Source organism: Pelomonas caseinilytica (assembly GCF_021353235.1).
Classification (GTDB): domain Bacteria; phylum Pseudomonadota; class Gammaproteobacteria; order Burkholderiales; family Burkholderiaceae_C; genus Pelomonas; species Pelomonas caseinilytica.
Window position 1 is genome coordinate 43,312 of sequence record NZ_JAJTWT010000013.1, and the last position, 11,939, is coordinate 55,250.

The 11,939-nt window shown below is 71.0% G+C and carries 13 protein-coding genes; 8 read left to right on the plus strand and 5 right to left on the minus strand.

Features of this window, described 5'->3' with window-relative positions; all coding sequences use genetic code 11:
- Positions 1 to 42 precede the first annotated feature (42 nt).
- On the minus strand, positions 43 to 963 hold the full coding sequence (locus LXT12_RS22965; protein WP_233394632.1) for a hydrogen peroxide-inducible genes activator: 921 nt from the start codon (positions 961 to 963) through the stop codon (positions 43 to 45).
- Between the two features lie 106 nt (positions 964 to 1,069).
- On the opposite strand from LXT12_RS22965, the gene panB reads away from it, so the two are divergent.
- From panB to LXT12_RS22990, 5 genes are all read left to right on the plus strand, one after another.
- On the plus strand, positions 1,070 to 1,876 hold the full coding sequence (gene panB / locus LXT12_RS22970; protein WP_233394633.1) for a 3-methyl-2-oxobutanoate hydroxymethyltransferase: 807 nt from the start codon (positions 1,070 to 1,072) through the stop codon (positions 1,874 to 1,876).
- A gap of 2 nt (positions 1,877 to 1,878) precedes the next feature.
- Positions 1,879 to 2,715, plus strand: a complete 837-nt coding sequence (gene panC / locus LXT12_RS22975) for a pantoate--beta-alanine ligase (protein ID WP_233394634.1) — start codon at positions 1,879 to 1,881, stop codon at positions 2,713 to 2,715.
- 88 nt (positions 2,716 to 2,803) lie between these two features.
- A complete protein-coding gene (locus tag LXT12_RS22980) occupies positions 2,804 to 3,520 on the plus strand; it encodes a peptidylprolyl isomerase (protein ID WP_233394635.1) in 717 nt (238 codons plus the stop codon).
- A 57-nt stretch (positions 3,521 to 3,577) separates the two neighbouring features.
- Positions 3,578 to 4,699, plus strand: a complete 1,122-nt coding sequence (locus LXT12_RS22985) for a 6-phosphofructokinase (RefSeq protein WP_233394636.1) — start codon at positions 3,578 to 3,580, stop codon at positions 4,697 to 4,699.
- A 266-nt stretch (positions 4,700 to 4,965) separates the two neighbouring features.
- Entirely contained in the window at positions 4,966 to 5,154 is a 189-nt protein-coding gene (locus tag LXT12_RS22990) for a hypothetical protein (protein WP_233394637.1), read from the plus strand.
- 15 nt (positions 5,155 to 5,169) lie between these two features.
- Here the strand turns inward: LXT12_RS22990 and recG are convergent, their stop codons facing one another.
- On the minus strand, positions 5,170 to 7,278 hold the full coding sequence (recG, locus tag LXT12_RS22995) for an ATP-dependent DNA helicase RecG (RefSeq protein WP_233394638.1): 2,109 nt from the start codon (positions 7,276 to 7,278) through the stop codon (positions 5,170 to 5,172).
- Positions 7,279 to 7,364: 86 nt separating this feature from the next.
- On the opposite strand from recG, the gene LXT12_RS23000 reads away from it, so the two are divergent.
- Positions 7,365 to 7,730, plus strand: coding sequence for a COG4315 family predicted lipoprotein (locus LXT12_RS23000; RefSeq protein ID WP_233394639.1), 366 nt, complete (start codon positions 7,365 to 7,367; stop codon positions 7,728 to 7,730).
- A 15-nt stretch (positions 7,731 to 7,745) separates the two neighbouring features.
- On the opposite strand, the gene LXT12_RS23005 is transcribed toward LXT12_RS23000, so the two are convergent.
- The 3 genes from LXT12_RS23005 to LXT12_RS23015 all read right to left on the minus strand — a co-directional run bounded on the left by LXT12_RS23005 (position 7,746) and on the right by LXT12_RS23015 (position 9,412).
- The gene (locus LXT12_RS23005; RefSeq protein ID WP_233394640.1) at positions 7,746 to 8,501 is read right to left on the minus strand and encodes a substrate-binding periplasmic protein; all 756 of its coding nucleotides are present in this window, start codon (positions 8,499 to 8,501) and stop codon (positions 7,746 to 7,748) included.
- A gap of 144 nt (positions 8,502 to 8,645) precedes the next feature.
- Positions 8,646 to 9,014: a hypothetical protein gene (locus LXT12_RS23010; protein ID WP_233394641.1), complete on the minus strand. Its 369-nt coding sequence runs from the start codon at positions 9,012 to 9,014 to the stop codon at positions 8,646 to 8,648.
- Between the two features lie 26 nt (positions 9,015 to 9,040).
- The gene (locus LXT12_RS23015) at positions 9,041 to 9,412 is read right to left on the minus strand and encodes a TraR/DksA family transcriptional regulator (protein ID WP_233394642.1); all 372 of its coding nucleotides are present in this window, start codon (positions 9,410 to 9,412) and stop codon (positions 9,041 to 9,043) included.
- A gap of 122 nt (positions 9,413 to 9,534) precedes the next feature.
- On the opposite strand from LXT12_RS23015, the gene queA reads away from it, so the two are divergent.
- Positions 9,535 to 10,602, plus strand: coding sequence for a tRNA preQ1(34) S-adenosylmethionine ribosyltransferase-isomerase QueA (gene queA, locus LXT12_RS23020; protein ID WP_233394643.1), 1,068 nt, complete (start codon positions 9,535 to 9,537; stop codon positions 10,600 to 10,602).
- Entirely contained in the window at positions 10,596 to 11,723 is a 1,128-nt protein-coding gene (tgt, locus tag LXT12_RS23025; protein ID WP_233394644.1) for a tRNA guanosine(34) transglycosylase Tgt, read from the plus strand. The genes queA and tgt overlap by 7 nt, the downstream gene beginning before the upstream one ends.
- Positions 11,724 to 11,939: the final 216 nt, after the last annotated feature.

The following is an 11,939-nucleotide window of genomic DNA, read 5'->3' on the forward strand; positions in this document are numbered from 1 at the left end:
TTCCGTGGTTTGAATAGGTCAAACCCGCCCATAGCGAAAATTTCAGCTCAGCCGCGTGACGCCGCGCAATTCGCAGGCATAGATGGCATTGCGCAGCGCCGCGATGGCCTCGTAGCGGGTGAAGCTGCGCCGCCAGGCCAGCACGACGCGGCGGGTGGGGATGGGATCGCTGAAGGGCACGAAGCGCAGGTGCGGCGTCGGTTCGAGCGGCACGGAGAGCTGGGGCACGACGGTGACTCCCATGCCCGAGGCGACCATGTGCTTGATGGTCTCCAGCGACGAGCCCTCGAAGCTGCGGCGTATGCCCTCGGCGTCGCTGGAGAAGCGGGCGAACTCGGGGCAGACCTCCAGCACGTGGTCGCGGAAGCAGTGGCCGGTGCCCAGCAGCAGCATGGTCTCGCGCTTGAGTTCCTCCGCCGAGATCGACTCGCGCCCGGCCAGGGGATGCGTGGCCGGCACGGCGACGACGAAGGGCTCGTCGTAGAGGGGCGCCGTGGCCAGGCCGGCGTCCGGGAAGGGCTCGGCCATGACGGCGCAGTCCAGCTCGCCGGTGCGCAGCATCTCCAGCAGCTTGACGGTGAAGTTCTCCTGCAGCATCAAAGGCATCTGCGGGTAGAGCTCGATGGTGTGCCTGACCAGCTCCGGCAGCAGGTAGGGGCCGATGGTGTAGATGATGCCCAGGCGCAGGGCGCCGTCCAGCGGGTCCTTGCCGCGCTTGGCGATTTCCTTGATGGCGCTCGCCTGGTCGAGCACCGACTGCGCCTGGCGCACGATCTCCTCGCCCAGCGGCGTGACGCTGACCTCGCTGCCGCCGCGCTCGAAGATCTTGACGTCCAGCTCCTCCTCGAGCTTCTTGATGGCCACGGACAGCGTCGGCTGCGACACGAAGCAGGCCTCCGCCGCGCGGCCGAAATGGCGCTCGCGGGCGACGGCGACGATGTAGCGCAGCTCGGTCAGGGTCATGGCTCGGCGGGACTCCAGGGAGGGCCGAACGCTACACTGCGCCCGCCCCCGGGGTAGCCCCAGGGTTTTCCCTGGCTGTCCTGCGGAATTTGAGTGAGAGGCCACCATGACCGACCGCAAGCCCATGACCCTGCCGCGCCTGGCACAGATGCACGCCAGCGGCGAGAAGATCGCCATGCTGACCTGCTACGACGCGGCCTTCGCGTCGCTGCTGGACGAAGCGGGTGTCGACATCCTGCTGATCGGCGACTCTCTGGGCAACGTGCTGCAGGGCCGCGGCTCCACGGCCCCGGTGAGCCTGGACGACATGCTCTACCACACCACCTGCGTGCGCCGCGGCGTGAAGTACGCGTGGGTCGTCGCCGACCTGCCCTTCGACAGTTATCACGTCAGCAAGGAAGAGGCCTGGAAGAGTGCCGCCGCCCTGGTCAAGGCTGGCGCCCACATGGTCAAGCTCGAAGGCGGCGGCTGGACGACCGAGACCGTGCGCTTCATCGCCGAGCGCGGCATCCCGGTGTGCTGCCACCTCGGCTTCACGCCGCAGACGGTCACGTCGCTGGGCGGCTTTCGCGTGCAGGGGCGCGACGAGGCCGGTGCGGCTCGCATCAAGGCCGAGTCGATGGCGCTGGTCGAGGCCGGCGCCGCCATGCTGCTCTACGAGATGGTGCCGGCGGTGCTGGCCGCCGACATCACGGCCGCCTCGCCGGTGCCCGTCATCGGCATCGGCGCGGGCGTCGGCTGCTCGGGCCAGGTGCTGGTCCTGCACGACATGCTCAACATCACCCCCGGCCGCAAGCCGCGCTTCGTCAAGGACTTCATGGCCGGCCAGGGCTCCATCCTCGCGGGGGTCAAGGCCTATGTGGACGGGGTGAAGGCCGGGACCTTCCCGGTGGACGCCGTGCACGGGTTCTGAACATGCAAGTCATCCACACCATTGCCGAACTGCGCGACGCGCTCGCCCTCCACCGCCAGCGCGGCTTCGTGCCGACCATGGGCAACCTGCACGACGGCCACCTCGCCCTCGTGAAGCAGGCCCGCGAACTGGTCGGCCCGGGGGGCGCGGTGGTCGCCAGCATCTTCGTCAACCGGCTGCAGTTCGCGCCCCACGAGGACTTCGACACCTACCCCCGCACGCTGGCGCGCGACTGCGAGCTGCTCGAGGGCGCCGGCTGCGACCTCGTCTTCGCGCCGTCCGAGGCCGAGCTCTACCCCGAGCCCCAGGGCTACAAGGTGGTGCCGCCCACGGAGCTGGCCGACATCCTCGAAGGCCATTTCCGGCCGGGCTTCTTCACCGGCGTGTGCACCGTCGTGCACAAGCTCTTCAACATCGTGCAGCCGACGCTGACCGTGTTCGGCAAGAAGGACTACCAGCAGCTCATGGTCATCCGCCGCATGGTGGCCCAGATGGCCCTGCCCATCGCCGTCCACGGCGGCGAGACGCGGCGCAGCCCGGAAGGCCTGGCGCTGTCCTCGCGCAACGGCTACCTGAGCGAGGCGGAGAAGGCCGAGGCCCTGCGCCTGTCGCGCACGCTGCGGGCCCTGATCGCCCGCTGGCAGGCCGGCGGGCGGGACCTCGACGCGATGGAGGCCGAGGCGATGCAGGCCCTGCGCGACGCCGGCTGGGTGCCCGACTACGTCACCCTGCGCCGCCAGCACGACCTCGGCGCCGCCGTCGACGGCCAGCCTCTCGTCGCCCTGGCAGCGGCGCGCCTGGGCAAGACCCGCCTCATCGACAACCTCGAAATTGCGTGAAGGCCGTGGCGCGGTAAGCGCTTGTAAGCCCCGTCAACAGGTAGCGCGCCCGGGCGTTGAGCCAGCCAACCGCCTTCGAAAGACGTCCATGCGACCGCCCTTCCTCCGCATCGCCAGCCTCCTCGCGACCCTCGGCACGGCCGCCCTGCTCAGCGCCTGCGGTGGCGGCGCCGAAGTGGAATTCGGCGGTGGCGGAGGTGGCGGAGGCGGTGGTGGCGGCACGCCCTACCCCCAGCCCAACCCCAACCCCAACCCGCCGACCCAGTCCTGCAGCGCCGCGGGCCTGGCCGCCTCGGCCGCCAGTTCCTGGGGCACGGTCTGCATGCTGACCAGCAGCGGCGAGATCGTCGTCGAGCTCTACGACACCTATGCCCCGGAGACGGTGGCCAACTTCTACAAGTACGTGTCGGCGGGCTTCTACACCCAGACGCTGATCCACCGCGTCGACCGCGACTTCGTCATCCAGGGCGGCGGCTATGCCAGCGGCATGGTGGCCAAGACGCCGCTGTACGCCCCCATCAAGCTCGAGAGCAACAACGGCCTGTCCAACCTGCGCGGCACGATCGCGATGGCCCGCCGCAGCGACGCCGACTCGGCCACCAGCCAGTTCTTCTTCAACGTGGTCGACAACACCAGCCTCGACTACCAGAGCGCCAGCAACCCCGGCTATGCCGTGTTCGGCCGCATCATCTCGGGCCTGAACACGCTGGATGCCATCAACGTCGTGCCGACCTACACCTACAGCTCGACGGACATCGAGCCGCGCACCGAGGTGCTGGTCTACTGGATGCAGCGGCTGAAGTAGCGGCCGGCGGGGGCTGCGTGCGCCCCGAGGCCCGCAAGCTGTTGCAGACTTCGGGCCATGCCATCGTCCGACCGCCGCCCCATCCGCCGCATCGCCATCACCACCGGAGGCGGCGACGCGCCCGGCCTGAACGCCGTCATCTGCGCCGTCACGCGCGCCGCCCTGCAGCGCGGCTGGGACTGCATCGGCATCCGCGATGGCTACGACGGCCTGCTGCGGCCCGAGCGCTATCCGCAGGGCGGCTGCCTGGCGCTCGGCCTCGAGCGCGTCGAGGGCATCGCCGCTCAGGGCGGCACCCTGCTGGGCTCGACGAACAAGGGCGACCCCTTCGCCTACCCGAGCGTCCAGGCGGACGGCCGCGTGGCGCTGCTGGACCGCTCCCAGGACCTGCTCGACGCCCTGCGGCGCGAAGGCATCGACGCCCTGGTGGCCGTCGGCGGCGACGGCTCCCTGGCCATCGCCCACCGGCTCGCGCAGCGAGGCCTGCAGGTCGTCGGTGTGCCCAAGACCATCGACAACGACCTGGACCGCACCGTCACCACCTTCGGCTTCGACACGGCGGTCGCCTTCGCCAGCGAATGCATCGACCGCCTGCACACCACCGCCGCCAGCCACCACCGGGTACTGGTGGTCGAGGTGATGGGCCGTTATGCCGGCTGGATCGCCCTGCATGCCGGCCTGGCCGGCGGCGCCCACGCCATCCTGCTGCCGGAGCTGCCGTTCGACCTGGCCCCCGTGGCCGAGTTGATCGCGCGGCGCGATGCACAGGGCCTGGCCTACTCCATCGTCGTCGTCGCCGAGGGCGCCTTCCCCCGTGATGGCGAGCGGGCGCTGTGCGCACCGGCCGAGGCCGGGCATGCCGAGCGGCTGGGCGGCATGGGCGAGCAGGTGGCCCAGGCGCTGGCACGGCTGACGGGCAAGGACGCCCGCGCCGTCGTCCTCGGCCACCTGCTGCGCGGCGGCAGCCCGACCGCCTTCGACCGCGTCGCCGCCCTGCGCTTCGGCGCCGCGGCCGTGCGTGCGCTGGAGGCGGGGCAGGGCGGCGTGATGGTGGCGCTGGACGGCAGCGACGTGCGGCCCGTGCCCCTGGCCGAGGTGGCCGGCCGCATGAAGGCCGTGCCGCTGGACGGCGACACCCTGGCCACCGCGCGCGACCTGGGCGTGTGCCTGGGCGAGTGAGGTGAAAACTTAAAGGCAACCACAGAGGCACTGAGGCACAGAGAAAACACAGAGCTTTCCTCTCTGTGGCTCTGTGCCTCTGTGGTTGCATTTCCGCGTTTGATGCGTCGCGGTTGCAGCGAACGCGGAAAGGACTGCGGAGCAGGGCATCACCACCGGCTGCATCCTGACCCCGCGGCATGCCGCTTCGTCGCCAACGGCGCGACGGTGAGCGGGCGGCCGGTTAGGCTCGGCGCCTTCTTTGGACTTCAGGGACCGAACCCCGCATGAACCGCCTCGCCACCCTCCTCGCCGTCTCGGCCACCACCGCCCTCCTCGGCGGCTGCGTCTTCGCCCCGCCCATCAACACGCAGACGGACGCCGCGGCCGTCACCAAGATGAGCGAGCAGGCCGTGGCCACCTGCGGCGCCGGCAACGTGCGCGAGGTGAACGCCAAGAGCTTCACCTGCAAGTGAGCGGGCCGGGGCCGCTCAGGCCTTGAGGTATTCGGCCTTGGTCCCCAGCCAGCGCCTGACCTGGGCCGCCGCGGCGGCCGGGTGGCGGTCCAGCAGCTCGGGGGCGAGGCGCCGCGCGGCGACCAGCAACGGCGCGTCCTCCTGCAGGTCGGCAAAGCGCAGCAGCTCGGCGCCGCTCTGGCGCGAGCCCATGAACTCGCCCGGGCCGCGGATGTCGAGGTCGCGCCGCGCGATCTCGAAGCCGTCGGTCGTCTCGGCCATGGCCTTGAGCCGCGCCTTGCCGGTCTCGGACAGCGGCGGCGTGTAGATCAGCACGCACACGCTGGCCTTGGCGCCGCGGCCGACGCGCCCGCGCAGCTGGTGCAGCTGCGCCAGGCCGAAGCGCTCGGCATGCTCGATCACCATCAGGCTGGCATTGGGCACGTCCACGCCCACCTCGATGACGGTCGTGGCCACCAGCACGCTCATGCGGCCGGCTGAGAACTCGGCCATCACGGCCGCCTTGTCGGCCGGCGACATGCGCCCGTGCAGCAGGCCCACGCTGGCCCCCGGCAGGGCCGCGCCCAGCTCGGCGTGCGTCTCGGTGGCGTTGCGCAGGTCCACCGCTTCCGACTCCTCCACCAGCGGGCAGACCCAGTAGACCTGGGCCCCGTCGGCCACGGCGCCGCGGATCTTGTCGATGACGTCCTCGCGCTTGGACTCGGTGAACACCTTGGTGACGATGGGGCTGCGCCCGGGGGGCAGCTCGTCGATGGTGGACACGTCCAGGTCGGCGAAATAGGTCATGGCCAGCGTGCGCGGGATGGGCGTGGCGCTCATCATGAGCATGTGGGGCTCGAGCGGGGCTGCCGGCCCCCGCGCCGCCTGCGGCTCGTGGCCCTCGGTGGCGCCGGCCTTCAGCTTGTTCCGCAGCGCGAGCCGCTGGGCGACGCCGAAGCGGTGCTGCTCGTCGATGATGGCCAGGCCCAGCCGGGCGAAACCCACCTTGTCCTCGATGACGGCATGGGTGCCGATGACGAGCTGGGCTTCGCCCGAGGCCGCCGCGTCCAGCATCTTCTGCCGCGCCTTGCCCTTCACGCTGCCGGTGATCCAGGCGATCTTCAGGCCCAGCGGCTCCAGCCAGTCGACCAGTTTGCGGAAATGCTGCTCGGCCAGGATCTCGGTGGGTGCCATCAGCGCGCATTGCCAGCCGGCGTCGATGGCCACTGCCGCCGCCAGCGCCGCGACGACGGTCTTGCCCGAGCCCACGTCGCCCTGCAGCAGGCGGTGCATGGGCTGGGGGCGGGCGAGGTCGCGGGCGATCTCCTCGGCCACGCGCTGCTGGGCGCCGGTCAGTGTGAAGGGCAGGGCGGCGAGCAGCTTCTCGTGCAGGCCGCCGGGGCCGGCGCGCAGGGCCGGCGCCGCGAGCAGGGCGCGTTCGCGCTGGGCCTGCAGCTGTGACAGCTGCTGGGCCAGCAGCTCCTCGAACTTGAGCCGCTGCCAGGCGGGGTGGCTGTGGTCCTCCAGGGCCGCGAGCGAGGCGCTGGGCGGCGGGTGGTGCAGGAAGTGCAGTGCCTCCTTCAGCGGCGGCAGGTGGCGCGGCACGGTGCCGGCCGGCAGCAGCTCGCGCAGGTCGGCCCGCGCCAGGCCCGAGGCCACCGCCTTGCGCAGATAGGCCTGGGGCAGCTGCGCCGAGGTGGGGTAGACGGGCGTCAGCGCCTGGGCCAGCGGGGTGTCGTCGTCGACCACCTTGACCACCGGGTGCACCATCTCCCGGCCGAAGAAGCCCACCCGCGCCTCGCCGCGCACGCGCAGCCGCGTCGCCGCCGACATCTGGCGCTGCTGGGCCGGGTAGAAGTGCAGGAAGCGCAGCAGCAGCGTGCCGGAATCGTCCTTGAGGCGCACGAGCAATTGGCGGCGGCTGCGCAGCTCCACCTGGCAGTCCACGACGACGCCTTCCACCTGCGCCGCCACGCCCTCGCGCAGGTCGGCGATGGGCGTCAGGCGGGTCTCGTCCTCGTAGCGCAGCGGCAGGTGCAGGGCGAGGTCGATGTCGCGCAGCAGGCCGAGCTTCTCCATCGCCTTCTGCGGGGCGGACTTGCTGGGCTTGGGGGCGGCGGCGGTCGGGGCGTCGGCCTCGGGCATGTAGGGATTGTGGCGGCGCGGCGGAATAGACGAGGCTGTCGCCGCGTCCACCGTGGCGTCCACCACACCACCCAGGAGACCGACCCATGCGCCTTTCTCTGCTCGCCCTCGTCGCCGCCGGCTTCGCCGCCGCCGCCCATGCCGCTCCGCCGGCGCAGACCGCCGACGGCACCCTCGTCGGCCCCAACGGCATGTCGCTCTACACCTTCGACAAGGACGCCGCCGGCAGTGGCAAGAGCGCCTGCAACGGCCCCTGCGCCACCAACTGGCCCCCGCTGGCCGCCGCGGCCGACGCCAAGCCCGAGGGCGACTGGACCGTCATCACCCGCGATGACGGCAGCAAGCAGTGGGCCTACAAGGGCAAGCCCGTCTACTACTGGGCCAAGGACCAGAAGCCCGGCGACCGCACCGGCGACGGCTTCAACAAGGTCTGGCAGCTCGCCCGGCCCTGAGCGGCGCGCCGGCCCTCAGCGGAAGTAGCGCCGCTTGAGGGCCTCGTAGCGCCCGTCGCGGCGCAGGGTGTCCAGGGCCGCCTGCAGGCGGCGCACGACGGCGGGGTCGGCGTCGGGCCTCAGGCCGTACCAGTAGGACTTGCCGACGTCGTGCTCCATGACGACCTGCAGCGTGGCGTAGGGCAGGTGCAGCTGGCGCAGATGCCAGGCGGCGGCCCAGTCGAGCAGGGTGATGTACTCCATGCGGCCGGCCAGCAGCTTGCGCACGTTGGTCGGGTCGTCCAGGCCCTGCTCCAGCTCGATGCCGGGCCGCAGCCCGGCGGCCTGCAGCGCCCGGTCGGTGGCCGAGTCGCGCACGACGCCGATGCGCGCGTCACCCAGTTCGGCCAGTTGAGTCAGGGCCAGGTCCGTGCGGCTGGCCAGCTTGTAGATGAGGATGCGGCGCTGGGCGATGGGCCCCACCCACTGGAACTGGGCCTCGCGCTCCGGCGAGCGCGTCAACGAGAACAGGATGCTGTCACGGCGCGACTCGGCCAGCTGCATGGCGCGCTGCCAGGGCAGGACTTCGAGGTCGAGGTCCAGGCCCGCCTCACGCGCCATCAGGCGCAGCAGCTCCACGCTGAAGCCCTGGGGGCGCTGGTCCTCCAGGTAGTTCAGGGGCGGCAGGTTCTCGGTGACGCCCAGCAGACGCCCCGGAGCCGGCGCGGCCAGCGCGGCCTGCACCGGCAGGCCGGTCAGGCCGATGAGGGCAAGGCAGTGGCGGCGCTTCACGGGCTTGGAGCAGAGGCTGGGTGGCAGGGCGGATGACGGGAACGTCCGTGCATCCGATCACTGTCGTGTGAACGGCCTCTGACGGGCACGCCGAGGAGGCCGCCCGTGTGCAAAACCGCACGCCCGTGCGGCGGTCGGCCCGGGTCAGGTGGGCGTGGGCACGCCGGCCATGCGGTCGTAGGCCGTGAAGAACTGGCGGGCCATCGCCAGCATCTGGCCCTGACTCAGCTCGGCGGCGGGGCGGTAGTCGGCGATGCGCGGCGCGAGCTGCGGCCGGTGGGTTTCGACGTAATGCTTGAACTGGCCGATGACGGGATGCGAGCCTGTGACCAGCACCTCGGCGGTATCCTGCACGGCCTGGCAGACGGCTTCGAACAGGGCGTGCTCGGCCTGCTCGTCATGGCCGTGCGGGCGGCGGTGATGCGGCTCGATGCGGGCGGCGTGCACCTGGTGGGCGTCGAAATGCAGCACCTGGGCGTGGTGGTGGTCGAGATGGACGACGGCGTGGAACACAGGGCTTCTCCGGTAGGGGTGGGGAGTCAGCGCGCGGCTTCGGCCGCGGTCTGGCAGTCGAGGCAGCGCAGGGCCTGGGGCTGGCGCTGCAGGCGGTCGAAGGGGATGGCGGCGCCGCAGTCGATGCAGCGGCCGTAGGTGGGCAGCTTCAGCCGCATCAGGGCGTCGTCGATCTCCTGCAGCTCGGCCAGCAGGTGCTCGTCGCGGGCCTGGTCGAGCTCGCGGTCGGCCTCGTGCTCGCGCAGCTCGCGCGGGTCGGCCTCGACGAGGGCGGCGGCATGGGCCAGGCGGTCACTGCCTTCGCGTTCGGCCTGCAAGGCGGCCTGCAGTCGCTGGCGCGCCAGCCGCAATTCGCTTTCCAGCAGTGCGTGTTGTCCGGGAGTCAGGTTGGTGCTCATGGAACCTCCTTGGATCCATGCTCCCACCGGGCCGGCGCAGCGACCTTGAGATGGGTCAAGGCGAGGCGATGGGAGAATGCCGCCTGTTTTGGCACGGGTCCGTCCGGCCCTCAAACGCATCCATGAGCCTGACCGCCCCGCCGGCCTACACGGTCGCCGACTTCGATTTCGACCTCCCGCCCGAGCTGATCGCCCAGCACCCGGCGCCCGAGCGCAGCGCCTCGCGGCTGCTGGACGCCACCGGCCCCGCGCCCGTGGACCGCGTCTTCCGCGACCTGCCCGGCCTGCTGTCGCCGGGCGACCTCCTCGTCTTCAACAACACCCGCGTCATCAAGGCCCGGCTCTTCGGCACCAAGTCGACGGGCGGCTCGGTGGAGGCGCTGGTCGAACGGGTGCTGCCGGGCACGCAGGAGGTGTGGATGCACCTGCGCGCCAGCAAGTCACCCAAGCCGGGCGGCCGCATCCGCTTCGCCGACGCCTTCGATGCCGAGGTGCTGGGTCGCTGCGGGCCCGACAACGGCCTCTTCCACCTGCGCCTGGCGGGCGACCCCTTCGCGCTGCTGGAGGCCCACGGCCGCGTGCCGCTGCCGCCCTACATCGCCCACGCCGACGGCGCCGAGGACGAACGCCGCTACCAGACGGTATTCGCCAAGGAGCCCGGCGCCGTCGCCGCGCCGACGGCGGCCCTGCATTTTGACGAGGCGCTGCTGGCGCGGCTGGCCGAGCGCGGCGTCGAGCAGGCCCACGTCACCCTGCACGTCGGCGCGGGCACCTTCCAGCCGGTGCGGGTGGAGCAGCTGCACGAGCACAAGATGCACAGCGAGTGGTTCGAGGTGCCGCAGGCCACGGTGGACGCCGTGGCGGCCTGTCGCGCGCGCGGCGGCCGGGTCGTCGCCGTCGGCACCACCACGCTGCGGGCGCTGGAGTCGGCGGCGCTCGGCGGCAGCCTGGCGGCGGGTGCGCGGGAGACCGACATCTTCATCACGCCGGGCTTCCGGTTCCGCGTCGTCGACCGCCTCGTCACCAATTTCCACCTGCCCCGCAGCACGCTGATGATGCTGGTCAGCGCCTTCGCCGGCCACGCCCGCATCCGCGCCGCCTACCGGCACGCCATCGCGCAGCGCTACCGCTTCTTCAGCTATGGCGATGCCATGCTGCTGCAGCGCGAGACAATCCCCGCCCAATGCTGAAGTTCGACCTGCTCAAGACCGAGGGCCGCGCCCGCCGCGGCACGCTGACCCTGAACCACGGCGTCGTGCAGACGCCCATCTTCATGCCGGTCGGCACCTACGGCACGGTCAAGGGCGTCACGCCGCGCTCGCTGCAGGAGATGGGCGCGCAGATCATCCTCGGCAACACCTTCCACCTGTGGATGCGGCCGGGCCTGGACGTCATCCGCCAGTTCGGCGGCCTGCACCGCTTCGAGAGCTGGGGCAAGCCCATCCTGACCGACTCCGGCGGTTTCCAGGTCTGGAGCCTGGGCGACATGCGCAAGATCAGCGAGGAAGGCGTCAAGTTCGCCTCTCCCGTCAACGGCGACAAGCTCTTCCTGACGCCCGAGATCAGCATGCAGATCCAGACGGTGCTGAACTCCGACATCGTCATGCAGTTCGACGAGTGCACGCCCTACGAGAGCAAGGGCAAGCTGACCACCGAGCGCGAGGCGCAGCAGTCCATGGAGATGTCGCTGCGCTGGGCCAGGCGCTGCATTGCCGAGTTCCAGCGGCTGGAGAACCCCAACGCCTTGTTCGGCATCGTCCAGGGCGGCATGTACACCCCGCTGCGCGACGCCTCCCTCGAAGGCCTGGCCGCCCTGGACCTGCCCGGTTATGCCATCGGCGGCCTGTCGGTGGGCGAGCCCAAGGCCGAGATGCAGCGCATCCTCGAGCACACCGCCCACCAGCTGCCGGCGCACAAGCCGCGCTACCTCATGGGCGTGGGCACGCCGGAGGATCTGGTCGAAGGCGTGGCCCAGGGCATCGACATGTTCGACTGCGTCATGCCCACGCGCAACGCCCGCAACGGCCACCTCTTCACCCGCTTCGGCGACCTGCGGCTGCGCAACGCCCGTTACAAGACCGACGAGAGGCCGGTGGACGAAACCTGCGGTTGCGAATGCTGCCAGGGCTTCTCGCGGGCCTACCTCCACCACCTCGACCGCTGCGGCGAGATGCTGGGCCCGATGCTGACCAGCATCCACAACCTGCACTATTACCTGAACCTCATGCGCGAGATGCGCGAGGCCCTGGACGAGGGCCGCTTCGAGGCCTGGCGGCAGCGCTTCGCCGCCGACCGCGCACGCGGGGTCTGAGGGACGGCGCTGTCCCGCCGGGAGGGCCTCCCAAGTCCTAGGGGGATGGCGTTGCTTTCGCAGGCCGCCTCCCCCTTGTTTGCAGGTGAAGAAACGTAAGCCTGTCACACGGGCGCGCCCAGAATCCCCCGGCCAATCTCCAGGGCAGGCGCGCCGTTTGCCACCTGTAACTGCATGAAACAGCGGAGTTGGCACGCCAACTTCGAGGTTTCAGAC